Raw genomic sequence first — 16893 nt, 5'->3', positions numbered from 1 at the left:
ACAGTTATGAAAACTTTAGCTAAAATCGCGTTACTGGCATTGACGACTACATTTTTAAGTTGCGAAGCCAGTCAGTCAGATGATAAGCCACAACCAGAGGTAAGCAACCCAGAGGCTTCCTGTAACGTAGCTGATCCTATAAACGACCTAGACTGGCTTAAGTCAATCGTCACTACTTTGAATAGCTACAAAGCGGGATATAGAGCCGTTAAACTGGTTGACTATCAATCAAAGCCTTACTTCGTGGTAGAGGAAATTTATAGCTCAAGTCCAGCTAGTACTATTTACGATTGCCAGGGAAATAAGGCGCTGAAAGCACTTAACGTCACCTACAATCAGTTCATCACTGATGCGAAAGAAGTAAAAGTATTATACTCAAAAAACTAACTAGCCATGCTAAAACGTTTAATCTTCCTTGTTAGCCTTCCTGCCGCTTTATCGGCACAAAATATCTACACACCGAATAATACACTTGTTCCCCCTGCATCTTACTTCTCCTACAACTATTCCCAATCGCAGTTGAACTCATTTCAAAGTGATGTTCAAAATGGCTATTACGGAAGTAGTTGCGTAGTAGTTTCGAACTCCTCTAATGCGTATAACTGTCATGGTTATGCTTGGAATATGTTTCAGGTCAACGGAAGACAAGTTGCTTTGGATGATCCCAACTATGGAGCAGTGAGTACATATATAAACGATAACAGCTACATTTCTACTTCTAACTCAAGCTTATACCGAGTAAGAGTAAGGTATAGTGGGGATCACTCTGCTGTTGTAACAGCTATAGCGAATAGGTATTTATCAAAATGGGGTGCGGGTCCAGTGGTTAGACACGCTCCTGGAGATGTTCCACCATCTTACTATTCAGCTTATGCCTACTATCAATGTAACTTTTCGTCTTACTTGACATCTGCTCAATTGGATAACGGCCCAATTTATTACGGATCGTCACCCTCTTTTGTTGCCACAACGGGTTCACATAGTTTAAATGTTTCGGCTTCGTATAGTCCAGATTATACATTCTCGACATATCCTGCTCCAATGCCAGGCATTTCGATCTATGCACAATCTGGCAACAATGTATATTTCGATAAACCTGCTTATAATCAACAGGGTAGATACATTTTTGTCACAATGAATAATGGTTGCGCCACTTCATCCACTCAAACGGGTATCTATATTGGTGATCCTTCAGGAGCTAGAATGGCGGCTTATCCTATTCCAGCGTCAAATGAAGTTAATGTGCGGATTGAGAATATAGCGGGCCTGCCAAATGAAGGCAACAACTTAACTAAAAGAGGAAAAAATAGCGAAGCGGCCAAAAACCTGTACGTATACGACGAAAGCAACAATCTAATTGGTGATTACAGTCATGAAGTTAATCAGGCAGATATTAAGGTTGACGTCAGACACCTCAAGCCTGGGACTTACTATCTCAAAGCTGTTTTTGACAATAACACCTCAGAAACAAAGCGCTTTGTTGTTAAGTAAGCAAGTTCTACTATTTCTGTAGCTATTGCCCTATTGCTGTAAAATATACGGCGGTAGGGCAATAGCTTTTTTACATTTGACCATTATCCATCGGTCGTTATTTCCCACCCTCTACGATAAAAATAACCTCAGACTCAACAGCGCACCATCTTATATGGGTGTAACTTTACAGCTAAGGTCAATCATACTGGCCTGATTATTTTGGCGATAGCCATCGTCTAAGTGGTTACTATGGATAGAGAATACAGAAAGCCTAGCTCAGTTTGAAGCTGGGCATTTTTTTTGTTTTAAATCATTCACAAAACTGTGATGTAGGTTATAAAAAGAATAGATACATCACTTTGTTCCCAATTAGAAAGTGTGTATTGCACTATTAATTTAACCTTTTGATGACCATGTATCCAATAATCAAAAAGAAAGACCAAGCCGCTTTAAGAGCGTACATTGAAAAGTTTGACGATCCAGGTTTCAAAGAGTCTATAGATAATCAAACTATAGCTCCAGAGGATGAACCAGCTTTAGCGACTTACAAAAAACTGCTGGACTTTCTGGAAAGACTCGAACACGCAGACGACCCGAGTTGGCCGCATCACCGTGATATACCAGTAAGTGTACTCCCTCTGCATGAAATAAGAATAAGTGCTTTTGCGCACAAGAAGGAAGGAGTTGAGGCCCGCTTATCAAAGTACGAAGACGAGGTGAGAGAGATCGATGCAAGGCCTATTACCTCTATAACAGTAGGCGAATTTAAAGCGCTCGTAGCCGGTATTATTGGTGATACAGAATAACTAAACGAGCGAAAACTAATCATATAACCCCTTAAAACTTACAACAAATCATGGCTGACCAAGAAAACACGCCAACCACAACCGATGGAGCGTCAGAAAATCTCGCTCCACAAAACTTTCCCAAAAAACAGTCGTATACTGACGTAGCTAGGAGAAAGATTTTAGTAGAAGAGGCTTATAGGTTAATGGATGCATTAGCCAGTTTTATTTACACCAATGAAATGCGCTTCGATATGTCTCCGATAAAGAGCCACCCCAAGGCAGAAAGATCATTTGCGGGAACATTGAGTAGTGCCTACTACAACCGCTTTCAGGGGAAAGTTACTGCAATGTGGGACTTACTTGTGGACGAACTAAAGACCGGAGACAATGATTTTCGGTATGAAAACAGTGAGGCTAGTTTCATTTTTGAGGGATTTACAGGCGCAGAAACTCACACTAGCCAATTGTGGACGAAAATAAAAGGGAGATTGAATATCCTAAACGGCTTAGTTGATCAACTAAGTTATGAGATACGAGAAGCAGAAAAAACGTTCAATAGATAAACGCTTGCAAATAAAGCCCGACCTTAATACAAGTCGGGCTTTGTTGTTTATTGATGATCCTCATTTATGTACAAGGTTCGTATTCGTAGGTTTGGCAAGCCTAAACTTGGGTAGTGGCCTTGATACCAATCTAGGCTTATAGTTCATTATTTGATCAGCTTACATCTTCTTTGTACCAATTAGTAAATGTTACTACTATAATATATTAATACATAACAGTTTAGTTATTTTTGTATATAAGTATATAAAACTATGAAATTACATCTATACATTATATCCTTTGTAATATTCGTCTACAACTGTCAGTCCAAAGAAGAAAGTGTAAAAGAAGACTTAGTCAATGCGATTCGGCAATACGACCCAGATGCGGAATTGCTTGGCATACACCTTATCGAGTACGCTATGGTTGATAGTAACTACATTGATAGCACCAAAAGCGTCTACTACCTGGCCCATTATAATAGCTATAAGACTCTCCAGGAATCAAGCTATCGAGTAGCAATCGATAATCAGTATTACGTTGATAGCTTAAACATAAAAAAAGGCAATCGCTATTCTGACACCGCTAGGTATTACTTGGCAAAGGATTCGTTAACCAAGGCAGCTATCAGGAATAGAGTTAACCCGACAAAGGACGCCTACAAGGTCAAGTTCTTTTACAAGTATCGTGCTGATGTAAAAATTCCAACAGATACTATATCGATAGTACTTAATAAAGATCTACAACCAGTTGATTACTTTGAGTGATTGATCGAGCAATTCACACCCGCCCGCTAGTATTATCCATGGGTCAAAAACTACGGCCAGTGTCCGAGCTCGTGTAATTTTCTCAATCCTATGTCGATTCTGATAATATAGTCTGCCATTCTTGAGAAAGTTGTCGAAGCGGCTTATCCATCGAAAAGCCGTCAAAAGCCTCTATAGGTAAAGAAATCCGCTTGCCATTTTCCATCAACTGAGCATCAAGCAACTTCCATTTACCCTGTACGAGCGCATTAAGACACTCAAAACAGTCTTCAATTGATTCACCCCAGTAAGTCAAAGAGTGGGTTTCGCCTATTGGATTTTTTACTAAAAAGAAAAGTATGAGCATTAGTAGTAACTATTGCATCAAATAACATAGGCCCTAAGCTAACTGTTTCACGTAAAAACCAAACATTTGCGAATTTGAAAGAAAGCTACAAAAAAGTCTGTCCTGGTTCATGGCCTTCTACCGATGCTCTTTCCTTTATCGACTCTTGCATTAATTGGTACAACAACTATCTGAAATAAGTACGTAACTATTTTAATAAGCTAAACCCTATAGGTTTTATCGAACTTTTATTGTAACAATCCGTTCACTGGTATGAATAGTGGTACCGATTAGCTGTTTAGGCCGTCATTAGCCTAAACCTGTTTAGATAGACTATTAAAAGCTCAGTGCGCATTGACACTGGGCTTTTTTGTTGGCAACATTAGTGGGATGACGTTGGTCTATAAAGACAAAACCGCCAGAAGATCCAGCGGTCAGTACCAAGATTCCTAACTTAAAAAAAAAGGCATTTTCTTAATTCAAATTTACCAACTGTTTTCGGACGAACCAACCACCGGGTAAGTTCATAATCTATGCCAGAGCTTAATTGCTAAGCATATTGTTTAATAGAACTACGCGTTTGTTTCTGGTCGGAGTTGCTTTTGACATTACTATCTTTAAGCAAGGATCATGTCCTGAACCCTTAAAAGTGAGCCAGTGAAAAGTAGAGTAAAAAAACTAACTTTCACAGGTTGACAAAGGGGAAATGAAACAGGCACGATTCACCGAATCGCAAATCGTAGCGATTCTTAAGCAACAGGATAGCGGACAGACCGTCACGCAGATCACCCGTCAACATGGCATCAGCGAGGCCACGTTTTATAATTGGCGAGCCAAGTATGGCGGTATGCAGGTCTCCGAAGTAAAGCGCCTTAAAGAGCTGGAAGACGAAAATCGGCGGCTAAAGAAGATGTATGCCGAGCTGAGTTTACAAAACGAAATCATCAAGGAGGCACTGGCAAAAAAGTGGTGAGGCCCGCCCAACGTCGAGAAGTAGTCAGGTGGATGGTTGACTACAAACAGATTAGTCAACGTAAAGCCTGTCACTGGGTGGGTCTGAGTCGCAACGCAGTGGCTGAGCCAGCCGCCATCAGAGACAAGGACAAAGCGCTGTGTTGTCGGATTGAGCAGTTGGCTCGACGCCATAAACAGTGGGGTGTGCTCAAGATTTATCGCCGGTTGCGCAAGCAGGGGGAGCTAGTGAATCATAAGCGGGTCAGGCGATTATACAAAAAGTTAGGATTGAGTTTACGACGAAAGACGAAAAAGCGTCTACCCGAGGCTGTGCGTAAGCCGCTGCCCAAAGCCACGGCTTGCAATCAATGCTGGTCGCTGGATTTTACGTCGGACCACTTAACCAGGGGTCGCAAGTTTCGCACCCTGAATGTGGTGGACGATTATAACCGACAAGCCTTGGGCATCGAAGTGGATTATTCACTACCCGCTCAACGAGTCACCCGGTTATTAGATCGGTTAGTGGAGCAGTATGGTAAACCTGAGCGGTTACGCAGTGATAATGGACCCGAGTTTATCAGTAAGGCATTGCAGGATTGGTGCTTGGATAAGGAAGTGAGCTTGCATTGGATCGAACCGGGCAAACCCACGCAGAATGCATATATCGAACGGTTCAACGGGACGTTTCGCCGGGAGGTGTTAGATGCTCATATTTTTACGAGTATCCGGCAGGTACGTCAAATAGTGGCGGGGTGGTTAGTGGAGTACAACACGGAACGGCCTCACCAAGCATTGAAGTTTATGACGCCGGTTGAGTACCGCCAGGCGGCTTGAATTCTAGTCAAAACTGGCTCACCGAACGGGGCAAGGACAATCAAGCCCTATCTTGATCTGACTATCTAAATCGCGTCATGCCTGCGATTTAGTCATAATATGGATAGATTAACTGAAAAGCCCGACTCGCGATGAAGTCGGGCTTTTTTTTTTGAACAGTAGATTAAGCATCTAAAGCCTAATCATTCTAGGTTAAGTTGATAAGCCCGGATGTAATACATTCGGGCTTATTTGTGCTGTGCCTTTGCCTCATTATAAAGCGCAGGATCAGCGGCAGTAAGTTAGGTAGGAAGGTTTTAATAAAGTAGTGGGTTGGTAAACCCGGACGCAATGCGTTCGGGTTTATTTGTACCATATTCTCACTATAAATCGCACTTATAACGGCAGCATGTTATATGACGAGGATTAATAAGTATGATTGAGTAAACCCGGATGTTGTACGTCCGGGTTTATTTGTCCTACTACTCACTAAATGATAGCACCAGTAAAATAAGCAGATAGAGTTAGCTGTAGTTAATTAAGCCCGTGTGCGATGCGTTCGGGCTTATTTGTGCCGTATTCTCATTATAAACCCTACTTCTTCGCACAGCGTGTTATGCTAGTATTATTAATACGGTTGGATTTAGTAAGCCTGGGGGTAATACGTCCAGGTTTATTTGTGCCGTTGCCTTACTGTTGATAACGCATTGACTGTTAGCTCAGTTAGAGAAGAGTGGATTATTTAATCATGGTGCTTAGTAAGCCAGCTTCCGGGGTTGGGGGCTGGCTTATTTGTAGTCATCGTTTAGGATACAAGGTCAATAGTTAGCACTTTTAATGGCAACGAATATGTCATCCACGAACACTAAAGAAGCGATGGCGCTAATCAACAAGGATTTAGTTGATTATAAATGCCTGTCAAGAAAAGCATCCATTACTTCCCACAAAGCGATGCTGCATGCAGAGCAATTAGTGAAAAAAGTAGAAAGAATAAACCGGCGAGAAGAGCGGCTCAAACAGCGAACCATTGAGCTGTTTAGCCGAATAGACGCTTTAGCTAAAGGCAAACGATAACAAGCACAGACTCAACTTATACATCTACTGAGTAGTGAAATCACCTTTCATTCTCTAGTGTCGGGTTTTCCCTAAATTATATATTGAACGGTTATTCAAGTACAAAATAAAGTTACATTTGGTAAACTAAATATACATTTCATCATATATGAATAAGGAGAATTTACAAGATCCTGAATTAGACAATATTACAACTTCGACCCTGAACTCGAATGAATTTGTAAATCTGTTAGCTCAATATAAACGGGTCATGCACGAAAGTCTATGTCAACTTGATCGAATAGATCCTCTTTATGTAGAGCAGTCAATAATTTTGTAGTTAACTGCCTTCCTCTAAACCTGGCCCGACTGCTCTTGAAGCCGGGCTTTTTGTGGTTGCATGATAAGAGTTATCTAGTTGATGTAGAGAAGAAATTAGCCTATACGACTTTTATTTCATATAAACTTATCAATAAGAAATTTACTTTTAATTAGCTTATATCAACATCCTTCCATTATTTACAAATCAGTAAGTAACGCTTCGTCTATCCTCAAAGATTTGTAAAACTCTATGCCTAATTCGATTAATAATTTTCCTGACAATTCGATTGATCAGCATCTTTCCCGTGTGTTAAGCGATTGGGTGGAAGCGATTTGCCAGCTTCAGTACTGGAACACACTTCTTCAACGAGCTATTGAAGAAAAAACGAGTACTCATTACCTAATAACCAATGCTACCAAAACTCAACTCGTTGAACATATTCAACTGAAGCAGAGGATAGGATGCGGCCTGAGTGATTTTGGAAAAGAAATGGGTGTTACTACCGATGAAACAAACCATTTATTAGGATCTCTAAAGCTGATTGAGCATACACAAATCGTACTGGACTGGTGTCTTTCAATTCAACAACAACTTGGTCGTTAAAAAGCCAAGCAATTAGACCGCTTTCATTCTATTGTTGGCACTTACAAAGCGGTACTACGCAACCAACACAACGCCCGACAAAATGATTTTTTGTCGGGCGTTGTTTGTTACTTCAACTCTCCACCAATCGGCTCTAACACCATTTCAGGCAGCTTAAACTGCGGCCACTCTTCGTACCTAGCCAAATACACAGTATACAGCAAGGCGTTCTTCCCTGCTTCTTTAGGGTCAGCTATTTGCTTCATGTGAGCAATATGAGCTACGATATAAACCGGCCATGTTTTAGGGTCGTCGGCATCGTCACCCACCCGTACAATATGGCCGTAGCCAAATCGAGGCAAGTCTGCTTGCACAATATCAGGATGAATTTGGGTAGTCGTTTGACGACTCGGATTGTCGTAGCGTAAAAAGCGTAGATAGTAGTTCATATAGGGTTCTTATCAGGCTTAAAAATAAGATATTGCTCCATATTTATATCATAATCCTATAAGAATTTGCGAAGAATATAACAAAACTATATTATAGCACTTTTATGTAAGTAGAGGGCGCTATGAGAGACACCATTGATCCGATTCCCGACGAAAATATATGGCAGGTTGACACGAATCAACGGGTTCCTATTCCCTTGTTTGGCTCTGCCGTTTCCGCCGGATTTGGTAACCCTGCCGAAACCCACATTGAGCAGCGGTTGAACCTTCAGGATCTCTGTGTTGAACACGTTGATACTACCTACTTTGTGTTTGTCGAAGGCGACTCAATGATCAATGATGAAATCCGGCCCGGTACTATTCTCGTAGTCGATTCGTCTATTCCTATCAGTACGGGTGATATTGTGGTTGGCTGGGTGAATGGAGACTGTTTTGTCAAACGGTTTGTTCGCTCCGGCAAAATGATTACCCTGTTTCCGAGTAATCCCGACTATTTACCCATCTACGTACACCCCGAAGTCGATCAATTCAAAGTGCTGGGCAAGGTGACGCACTTTGTCTCAAAGCCTAAAAAGTGGAGCCAGGAAGAACTACTAGCCGCCAAAGACCATGTACGCACTCGTTGATGTGAACAATATGTATTGCTCCGTTGAACGGAGTTTCGACCCAAGCCTAGACGATAAACCGTTAGTTGTAGTAGGCAACAATGACAGGTCGATCATTGCCCGTTCGCAGGAAGTAAAAAGCTTGGGTACGATCAAAATGGGCGCTCCGCTGCATATGGTATTGGATGAGATCGAAGCGCATCAAATACAAGTTCGGTCGGCCAACTTCACCCTGTACGGTGACACCTCTTCACGATTAATGAGCCTACTAACCCGCTTTGTCGAAGATGTGGAGGTTTACTCAATTGATGAAGCGTTTTTGCTGGTCGAGGATTATGAAAGCTTATACCCATCCTATCAGGGGCTTGGTACTGCCATTCGTGATACAGTTCTGCAATGCTTACGGCTGCCGGTTTGCATTGGGTTTGGCGCAACGAAAACGCTCGCCAAAGTCGCCAACCGAATTGCCAAAAAGAGCCCTGACTTGGCAGGAGTTTGTGTACTGGATTCAGAAGAGAACGTTGCAAATGCACTATCTAGCTTTGATATAGACGATTTATGGGGCGTTGGGGGGCGGTCAGCCAGAAAGCTGCGGGATAACGGTATTGAAACCGCTCTGCAACTGCGACAGGTGAATGACGAATGGATTAGTAAAGTAATGACTGTAAACGGGCTTCGGTTAGTGCATGAGCTGCGAGGACTTCCCTGCAAAATGATCGAGGTAAACGCCCCGGCCAAAAAGACGATCATATCAGCTCCTAGTTTTCCCGGCGTCATTCCTGATTTGGAAATGATCAATGATGCATTGACCAACCACCTATCAAGGGCCTGTGAGAAGCTGCGTAAACAAAACTCATTGTGTGGGGCTATAACCATCTTTTTGTACACCAATAAATTCCGGCGAACCCTAGGCAGACCCGACCTAGCCAGTAAACAGTACTCCGCTTCACGGACGGTCGAACTACCGCACCCTACTAGTAGTACGCCGGAGCTATTAGGCTATGCGCTGGAAGCCTTGAAAAGCATATTTGCCTTCGGTTATCACTTTAAGAAAGTGGGTATCATTTTGTCTGACTTAGTGCCTGCTGATTACCGGCAAAAGGGTGTATTTGTAGAGGGGCCAAACGAGCAGCTTATTAAGTTAGCTGGAGTCGTTGACAAACTAAACTACCGCTATGGAAAGAGTACCATTCGATTAGCTAGTCAGATGAAAGATCCTGAATGGGTAATGAAGCAGGAATGGCTATCGAAACGATACACGACTCGTTGGGATGATATATTAGTAGCTAAGTAGTCATGTACTTTATTGGAACATCGAATTATTGGAGAATATCGATTAAACCACAAAGTTGTCAACTAATGCACCTATATCTTCTGTTGTAAAGGACGATCCACAGAAAAATTTAAAGCTCGATCTTATTTGATCGAGCCTTAGTTGATGACTTACTTAACTATCCAATTAACTACAATATTAATTAGAGCTACCCATAGCAGGTAGGTCATCACTCATAGCCCCTAATCGAGCCGGGAAATAGTTTGTTTTATAAGTAGTACCATCCCCATCTTTAAAAATACGGTTTTTACCAACCTCAATTAATTTCTTATCAACATCGTTAGTCTTCTCTACCATGATAAGAGCATTCTGCCAATTTTTGATGTCACCATTTGCCGTTAACTCTCCGGAAATAACAGCTAACGTTTTATTAGGTATATTATAAGTAGTGCCAATTGTTTGCGAAAATATTGTGAATTTGTTTCCATACCCTGAAATGACAGATCCTTTTGCATTGGCCCTAGCTACCAAGTTAACCGATGCTTCATCGTATTTAATGTTGCCAGCATCATCCTGGTCATAAAATTTATAATAGTAGCTCACAAACTTATCCCCTGTTTTATATGTATCCTCTGGTCCGTATGAAGACACCATTATGTTAGGGTCTAGGTAGTACATGTTATTGATTTTGGGCGGTACGACACCTTCATTTATAGTCATTCCCTTTTTCTTCAGGCTGTCAAGGATAGGCACTGAGATAATTTGTTGAACCTGAGTTGAAAATCCATTGTCAGGAGCAGTAGACGCTAGTGGATTTCGGGGTTCTGCTGATTTTTTTGAACAAGAAACGGTTAGCGTCGAAAGCAATAGAAAGAATGTAGCAACGGAAGAGACGGAAAAAGTAAAGTATTTATTCATAATATAAGAAATATGAGATGTGGAAAAACAACTATTAAACATTTAAAAATATACATCTTTTGGATATCATCTACCTAAAAGTGAAATAGTTAGAAAGTCAATTTATTAAAAGGCGCATTATCTATTTACTCTTATGGCTCACGACTAGTGACTTAAATACTCTACCGCGCGAGTCCATTCAGAACTAGGCAACTTCGTTAAATACAGTATATAGAACTAAGCTGCTTGTCCTAGCTCACGCATTTCCATTTACTCGTTGCGGTCTGACACGTATCGTCATCATAGCAATGTAGGAGGATAAGAGGACGTACTAGAAAGGTTGAAGAAACTTGAACTATAAAAAACCTACTATTTGATATGCAAATTAGTAGTTACCCTAACTGGCTTATATCTTCGAATTTGCCGCTCATATCGGCTGTTACTTTGTCCGACTTACTGAGCAGATTAGCCGTAAAATAGCGAAACTGCCAGGGCTTCGCGTCCCGCACTACATCATCCAACTGAAGCCAAACGGACGTATCGTAAATCGGTTGCTCATTGCCCTGCTCATCGTTGGGTAGATAACCGGTAACCGTCGTTTTCTTTAGCTCGAACCGCCCTTCGGTCAATACCTTACCGTCACTATCCAACAGTTCGACGCGCAAAACGATGCTACCCAGACTTTTCCGGTTGGACCATTGAAACCAGTGACGGGTAATCAGGTCCGGACCGTCGTATTGTACACTTGATTTAAGATGAACGAGCGTTAGGCTAGGTTTGGGCATGGTTCAGGTTAAATTATTCTACTTCGGATTCTTCGGGTTTCGCTATTCGTCGTTCTTCGGCTCTGACAAAGGCTGAACGGTAGTCGTAGTACTGCTCAATAGTCGCTCGAATAAGATATCGTATGATATTAGGGTCGCCTTGCGCGATGCGAAAATGCTCGTCATCCCGTTGCTTGGACCATTCGAGTTCAACCTCAGCAACATCCTGGTCAAGTCCAACAGTTCCTGTTGACCCGCTACCTGTAAATAACTCAGGATATTTGCGTCGGATAGCTCCGTCAAGGGCAAGAAATCGCCCATAGGACTGTGTAAAAAAAAAGTGGCGTACAGCTCTCCGGCATTATCCCATTTACACCAATCCTGTATTTTCTTCCGGTTTAGATCGTGGTCTACCGCCCCTGGGTCTTCCTGATCGGAGAAGTACCAAATGCTGGCTATTTCGTACACCTGCTCTATAGAAAGCCCCATGTCTTTGCGTTGTTTCAAACGCTCCGTTAATACCATCCCTTCAGTGACAGCATCTAATACCTGCTCAACATCAAGATTGGCTTGAGCGCGGATTCGTCGGAACAACATATCATAGCTGGCTAACGCAGTGTCTATATGCTCACCAGACAGCTTTAATTGATCGTGACGACGAATTGTATCACTTAATGCATGAAAGCGCCCCATAAGCATGTTTATGCCATCTTGAGCAGCGCGATAGTATTGAATACCCGCAACAATTAACGGGGTTCCGTCGTGGAGAGTAGCAGGCTCAACAAGTCCAGCCTCATAAGCATCAACGAATGCTTTATTTCTAAAAGGGGTATTATTTATTGGGCCTTGCTTGGCTGATGGGCCGTTGGTATCAGACATGAGATCGTCTTCATAACAGTCGCTGAGAAATAAGAGGACGTAATAAAAAGTTGAACCAAGTCGAATGACTTACCCTAAAAGTAGTGCAAAATATTGATTCTACCTTAAAATCAATACGTTTTCGTCACCTCCGCTTCCCTGCCCTACCGCCCCACGTTTCCGTTGACAAGTGACATTTTTTACACAGCGTTCGCCCATTGTCAAGGTTCCATAACTCAGGACATTCTTCTGCTTGTTCGACGGTAAATATATTATGGTCAGCTAATAGCTTTCGAAATGGGTAAATATGGTCAACGTGTAACGGATTACCTTTTACATTCTTCTTTGTACCGCACTCTTGACAGGTGAACCTATCACGCACTAATACACCTCTTCGCCAATCGGAATATGTTTTAGAACCTCTAATTTGTCTAGTTGGCGTTTCCATGCCGCCTTTCCATGACGGACTATTACCGTCAAAACTGCCAAACTTAATAAGCAGCTTTGTTCGATACTCCGGCCTAAGCCAGTTTAAAACCTGCGATTGTTTAAGGTTTCTAACCTGTATGCCTTCTCGCTTTAATAACTGATAAACGGCGTTAACAGAAAAGCCTAATTTATTGCCGACCTCTTCTAGCGTGAACCCCTGCGAGTAGAGCGATACAACATCCTGTTTGCATTCATTAATTGCTCCTTTTTTGCTACGAATGTCAATACCAGCAAGCTTTAAAATTCTGTTTGCCGCTCCCTCGCTGATATTAGCCGCTTTTGCTGCTCTACGTAATGGAGTTCCTGACTGGTATAATTCAATAAGCTTTTCGCGCCGGTCTTTGTCTATTTCGTTTGACCGTAAAGCCCCTGCCGCTTTTACGCACTCAAAGACAGTCGTATAATTAGTTGGCGTAAAGCGTTCGACGACTTCCCTGAGAGAATGTCCAGCTACGTAATAATCAACAATTTTACGCCGGTCTTCATCTGTGTATTTACGTGGCATTGCTTAAGCTCAATAAGTTTATAAAATCGGCGGGCAAGATTAATCCTACCCGCCGTGACAACGATTTTATTTAAGATGCTTTAACGATCTGCTTGAACGGCACTCGGTCGATTTCCCGGCGCATCAAATCCGTAGGAAATTCAGCCAATAGACGCTTAGGGCGTGTTTTCCGATACGGGGTCAACTCCTTTGCGTTCTTTTGACCCATTGCTACAATCGTAGCCTCTTCTGACAAACCCACTTCGTTGATACACCAGTCGGCAAAGGTCTTACGGGCCGTGTGTGAGGTAATCCGCTTGTCGATACCCACCGAGAACATGATTTGCCGGAGCAACGGATTATAGTCGTCAAGATTTGGTAAAGGCAGGTTAATGCCCTCGTATTTTTCCATTAACGCCCAAACCCGCTCCGTAACGGGTATACAGTACTCCGTTCCCGTTTTCATTCGGTAGCCGACTATACAATGTTTCCCTTCTACCAGTTGTAGATTTTTAGGAGACAGGGTTTTCATGTCCTGATAAGCCAAACCCGTATAGCAAGCAAACTCGAAGCAGTCTGCCACTTCCCGCATTTGGGGGAGCAAGACCGCTTCTCGCAAAATAGCCAATTCCTCTTGTGTCACACATTCCAGGTTAGGCGTTTTGTCAACCCTGATCCGAATGTTCATCAAGGGGTTTTTGTGGATCAACTCGCTTTCAGCCGCCCATAAGAGTAGCGTTTTCACGACCTGACAACTTTTGTCGGCATTGCGGTCGGCGTTACCCCGCTGCGTGATTAAGTACGTCCGGTAGCGTTTCAAAGTGCCGGGAGTGAAATCTACGGCGGGCAGGTCTGATGAACCTTCAGACTCTAAAAAAGCCAGTAGCGGACGAATCTTAAACCGATACGTATCGACGGTCGAAGTTTTGGTTTTTAAAGCAACCTTCTCTTCTAAGAACTTGTCAATGAGTGACGGAAAGGTGAGTAGCATCCGCTGACCATGTTTGACGACACCTTTCAAGCCGTTGGCGGTCATTTTCTGGTCGAAACTTTCGTGCTGGGCGTAGACCTTCTGGAGCTTCTGCTCACAGTCGGCAATGGCTTTATTCAACAGCGTTGCGTGTGGCGACTGTGGTTTTACTTTCAATTTACGCTTATCCCAATGATCGCGCTGAATCATAACCGATTTGGGGAGGCTGGAATCGGCTACCGACGTAACCGTACCCAATGTAATCCGCTTACCGTTGACTGTTACCCGAACGTTGACCGAGCCGAGCGTAGGGTCCGTAGTAGACTTACGGAAATAGAAATTGATGAACAATGAATTATACATTAGCCTCCCCTCCTTTCTGCGCTAGTTGCTCAATGCCTTTGCTGATAACGACACCTAAAAAACTATCCAGCATTTCGTAGTAGTCACAGGTAAGGCTTGCCTTATTCAACTCTGTATTAGCTATATAAGCCAGAAACCAGCTTCTTAGCTCGGTTCGTAAACAGTCTACTTGCGGTAAGCATCGCATCATGTCAATTAAGTTGGCATCTTCGCGAGTGAGAACCGTTCCTTGAGGGGTGACAACGGTCACTTGCGGGCTTGCGCTTTGGGCCGTTTCGTTGTTACTTTGAGTTGTGGTGTTCATCTGATTTCATGGTTAGATTGTGGCACTACCAGCCCCACCTGTTCGATTGGCGTCTTTGGGTGGGGTTTTTCTTTTAAGAGTCGGCAAACCGTTGCTTTCAAGCGACGCGCTACCGTGACTGATTGGTTATTGTTGAGCCTTAGAAGGCTATTTCTCCGAACTGACGCAATACAACCTTGTATGTACTGAGGATTGACCAAATGCGACTTGTGAACCCGCCAAAAAAACGGCAAATGTAATTCCAAGTACGACAGCGTTTTGCTGACTAAATACCGTTCTCCGTTTTTCGTATAAATCCACGAATAGTTACCGTAACCCTCTATACGCAGGATCAAACTAGCGGGAACGTAGCGAACCATTTGCCCTACACTTACAGCGAGGCAATGAACCGTAGTATGTGCCGTTTGCATAGCTCATTCTTCTACGTAGGTCAGTTCAGCCATTATCAGCGAATACAGCTTTTCGAGTTGGCCGTACTGCTCTAAAGCATCCAATAAACTCTCACCAGCCGCCCGGTTAAGCCGGTAGACGTTCACCCCGTATACATCATTCATGCGCTTGTAGAGGTAGTTATACGTTGCGCCCTGTTCGGCTCCGTGATAACCGCAGTACTCGCCAACCTTTTTGTTGATAGTTGAGCGCAAAGCCCCTGTCAGTGGATTGGCCCTTGGCGGACCAACTAAACGAGGTGTGGGCTTGGCAATCTGTTTGCGTTGGGGTGTTGGTCGCTGACCACGCATGATAGAATCCATATCGGCCCGAAGTTGGCTAAGCTGCTCTTGTTGGTTGGCGAGTAGCTGATTGCTTTGGGCTACCAGTTGGATTAAGACTTGCTCGGTCGAAGGAACGGCGGGGGGCGTTGACAGGGTTTTACGTAAAGCCTTTTCCGCGTCGATGAAGTACAGTCGAGCTTGCCGCCCTTTTTCTGTCTTTTCAACCATAGCCAGTTGCTTCGCCATATCCAGCGTTAGGGCATAATCGGTTGCTACTCTGCCGCCTTTGGGGTTTTTCATAGATTTATGAAAAACCTCTTTGTCGAGTTTTTCTGAATTTTCGGAAAAACCCTCTTCGTTGTCGGTTTCTAAATTTTTAGAAAGCGTTACGTAATCCACCTCTTCAAGAAAGCCGTATTTGATAATTCGGTTCTTGATCCAATCGGCAAACTGCTGCTTTGACTCTAAAAAGCTATGTAGTTCACGAGCCGATACTACCGACGAACCTTGTCCATCCGAAGTAATTGCGATAAGTGAGTTCATAGCATTAGCCGATAAACTCAGTCCAGAAATTGACAGGGTAACTTTGGGCTATAGCTGTAGCCCCTTCGGTTAGGGTTGTAGTTTCCCCGCCGGATGCGTAGTTTTGCTCCGTAAGCATAAATCTGATAGGTTTGGTTTACAAGCCCCTTTGCTATGGTCTGCCAGGATTTCTAGCATTGGGGCATTTTATTGTCTATTGATTCTCATACAGTCCAGCGGGCAACCTCCTCGGTACTATATCGCCTTTTCCGTTCCTCATTGACAATACAAATATAACAAAACTGATTATATATAACAAGTTATATAACAAAAAAAGATCACTTGAAGAACACGCCGAATTTTAGACCTAGTGCTTCTGCAATTTTATGAAGTGTTTCTACTGTTAGATTTTGCCCACCCTTCTCATATCTACTTACCGTTGCTTCTGCCACTCCCATTCGCTCACCAACCTCCTTTAAGGTTAATCCCCTGGCTCTCCTAGCTTCTCTAATCTGACTTCCTACCTGTTCTGTGATTTCTGACATGGCTACAGTGTTACGGAACAAATATAGCGTAATGATG

The 16893-nt window shown here is 43.0% G+C and carries 21 protein-coding genes; 10 read left to right on the top strand and 11 right to left on the bottom strand.

Annotated features, from left to right (window positions below; translation table 11 throughout):
- Nucleotides 1-6 precede the first annotated feature (6 nt).
- The 5 genes from LQ777_RS10260 to LQ777_RS10240 all read left to right on the top strand — a co-directional run bounded on the left by LQ777_RS10260 (nucleotide 7) and on the right by LQ777_RS10240 (nucleotide 3571).
- A complete protein-coding gene (locus LQ777_RS10260; protein ID WP_232562423.1) occupies nucleotides 7-387 on the top strand; it encodes a hypothetical protein in 381 nt (126 codons plus the stop codon).
- Between the two features lie 6 nt (nucleotides 388-393).
- Nucleotides 394-1491, top strand: coding sequence for a T9SS type A sorting domain-containing protein (locus tag LQ777_RS10255; RefSeq protein ID WP_232562422.1), 1098 nt, complete (start codon nucleotides 394-396; stop codon nucleotides 1489-1491).
- Nucleotides 1492-1886: 395 nt separating this feature from the next.
- Nucleotides 1887-2279, top strand: a complete 393-nt coding sequence (locus LQ777_RS10250) for a hypothetical protein (protein WP_232562421.1) — start codon at nucleotides 1887-1889, stop codon at nucleotides 2277-2279.
- 50 nt (nucleotides 2280-2329) lie between these two features.
- Nucleotides 2330-2824, top strand: coding sequence for a hypothetical protein (locus tag LQ777_RS10245; protein ID WP_232562420.1), 495 nt, complete (start codon nucleotides 2330-2332; stop codon nucleotides 2822-2824).
- Between the two features lie 252 nt (nucleotides 2825-3076).
- A complete protein-coding gene (locus LQ777_RS10240; RefSeq protein WP_232562419.1) occupies nucleotides 3077-3571 on the top strand; it encodes a hypothetical protein in 495 nt (164 codons plus the stop codon).
- A gap of 88 nt (nucleotides 3572-3659) precedes the next feature.
- Here LQ777_RS10240 and LQ777_RS10235 read toward each other — a convergent pair whose 3' ends face one another.
- On the bottom strand, nucleotides 3660-3917 hold the full coding sequence (locus LQ777_RS10235; RefSeq protein ID WP_232562418.1) for a hypothetical protein: 258 nt from the start codon (nucleotides 3915-3917) through the stop codon (nucleotides 3660-3662).
- Nucleotides 3918-4602: 685 nt separating this feature from the next.
- Here LQ777_RS10235 and LQ777_RS10230 point away from each other — a divergent pair.
- The 3 genes from LQ777_RS10230 (at nucleotide 4603) to LQ777_RS10220 (ending at nucleotide 7641) form a co-directional block, all read left to right on the top strand.
- Nucleotides 4603-5684, top strand: a protein-coding gene (locus LQ777_RS10230; protein ID WP_232562417.1) for an IS3 family transposase whose coding sequence is annotated in 2 segments (ribosomal slippage) — nucleotides 4603-4855 and nucleotides 4855-5684 — 1083 coding nt in all. Because the reading frame shifts where the segments join, the coding sequence is not laid out codon by codon here.
- Nucleotides 5685-6500: 816 nt separating this feature from the next.
- Nucleotides 6501-6737, top strand: a complete 237-nt coding sequence (locus LQ777_RS10225) for a hypothetical protein (protein WP_232562416.1) — start codon at nucleotides 6501-6503, stop codon at nucleotides 6735-6737.
- A gap of 550 nt (nucleotides 6738-7287) precedes the next feature.
- Nucleotides 7288-7641, top strand: a complete 354-nt coding sequence (locus LQ777_RS10220) for a hypothetical protein (protein ID WP_232562415.1) — start codon at nucleotides 7288-7290, stop codon at nucleotides 7639-7641.
- 107 nt (nucleotides 7642-7748) lie between these two features.
- Here the strand turns inward: LQ777_RS10220 and LQ777_RS10215 are convergent, their stop codons facing one another.
- Nucleotides 7749-8069 carry a hypothetical protein gene (locus LQ777_RS10215; RefSeq protein ID WP_232562414.1) on the bottom strand — a complete coding sequence of 107 codons (321 nt, stop codon included), beginning with the start codon at nucleotides 8067-8069 and terminating at the stop codon, nucleotides 7749-7751.
- A 122-nt stretch (nucleotides 8070-8191) separates the two neighbouring features.
- Here LQ777_RS10215 and LQ777_RS10210 point away from each other — a divergent pair, with 122 nt between their 5' ends.
- Together LQ777_RS10210 and LQ777_RS10205 are read left to right on the top strand one after the other, a co-directional pair.
- Nucleotides 8192-8695, top strand: coding sequence for a LexA family protein (locus LQ777_RS10210; protein WP_232562413.1), 504 nt, complete (start codon nucleotides 8192-8194; stop codon nucleotides 8693-8695).
- Entirely contained in the window at nucleotides 8679-9968 is a 1290-nt protein-coding gene (locus LQ777_RS10205) for a Y-family DNA polymerase (RefSeq protein ID WP_232562412.1), read from the top strand. Before LQ777_RS10210 ends, LQ777_RS10205 begins: the two co-directional genes overlap by 17 nt.
- A 177-nt stretch (nucleotides 9969-10145) precedes the next feature.
- Here LQ777_RS10205 and LQ777_RS10200 read toward each other — a convergent pair whose 3' ends face one another.
- The 9 genes from LQ777_RS10200 to LQ777_RS10165 all read right to left on the bottom strand — a co-directional run bounded on the left by LQ777_RS10200 (nucleotide 10146) and on the right by LQ777_RS10165 (nucleotide 16856).
- Nucleotides 10146-10865, bottom strand: coding sequence for a hypothetical protein (locus LQ777_RS10200; protein WP_232562411.1), 720 nt, complete (start codon nucleotides 10863-10865; stop codon nucleotides 10146-10148).
- A 371-nt stretch (nucleotides 10866-11236) separates the two neighbouring features.
- Nucleotides 11237-11629, bottom strand: coding sequence for a hypothetical protein (locus LQ777_RS10195; protein WP_232562410.1), 393 nt, complete (start codon nucleotides 11627-11629; stop codon nucleotides 11237-11239).
- A 42-nt stretch (nucleotides 11630-11671) separates the two neighbouring features.
- Complete coding sequence (locus LQ777_RS10190; RefSeq protein WP_232562409.1) at nucleotides 11672-12487, bottom strand: hypothetical protein; 816 nt, start codon at nucleotides 12485-12487, stop codon at nucleotides 11672-11674.
- Between the two features lie 124 nt (nucleotides 12488-12611).
- Nucleotides 12612-13460, bottom strand: a complete 849-nt coding sequence (locus LQ777_RS10185) for an HNH endonuclease (RefSeq protein WP_232562408.1) — start codon at nucleotides 13458-13460, stop codon at nucleotides 12612-12614.
- A 70-nt stretch (nucleotides 13461-13530) separates the two neighbouring features.
- Nucleotides 13531-14772 carry a phage integrase SAM-like domain-containing protein gene (locus tag LQ777_RS10180; protein ID WP_232562407.1) on the bottom strand — a complete coding sequence of 414 codons (1242 nt, stop codon included), beginning with the start codon at nucleotides 14770-14772 and terminating at the stop codon, nucleotides 13531-13533.
- The gene (locus LQ777_RS10175; protein ID WP_232562406.1) at nucleotides 14765-15076 is read right to left on the bottom strand and encodes a hypothetical protein; all 312 of its coding nucleotides are present in this window, start codon (nucleotides 15074-15076) and stop codon (nucleotides 14765-14767) included. Before LQ777_RS10175 ends, LQ777_RS10180 begins: the two co-directional genes overlap by 8 nt.
- Nucleotides 15073-15435: a LytR/AlgR family response regulator transcription factor gene (locus LQ777_RS30670; RefSeq protein ID WP_425276946.1), complete on the bottom strand. Its 363-nt coding sequence runs from the start codon at nucleotides 15433-15435 to the stop codon at nucleotides 15073-15075. Before LQ777_RS30670 ends, LQ777_RS10175 begins: the two co-directional genes overlap by 4 nt.
- A 54-nt stretch (nucleotides 15436-15489) precedes the next feature.
- Nucleotides 15490-16332, bottom strand: a complete 843-nt coding sequence (locus tag LQ777_RS10170; protein WP_232562405.1) for an antA/AntB antirepressor family protein — start codon at nucleotides 16330-16332, stop codon at nucleotides 15490-15492.
- 317 nt (nucleotides 16333-16649) lie between these two features.
- Nucleotides 16650-16856, bottom strand: a complete 207-nt coding sequence (locus LQ777_RS10165) for a helix-turn-helix domain-containing protein (RefSeq protein ID WP_232562404.1) — start codon at nucleotides 16854-16856, stop codon at nucleotides 16650-16652.
- Between the last annotated feature and the right edge of the window lie 37 nt (nucleotides 16857-16893).

Source organism: Spirosoma oryzicola, from assembly GCF_021233055.1.
GTDB lineage: Bacteria > Bacteroidota > Bacteroidia > Cytophagales > Spirosomataceae > Spirosoma > Spirosoma oryzicola.
This window is presented reverse-complemented; position numbering and strand designations above follow the sequence as displayed.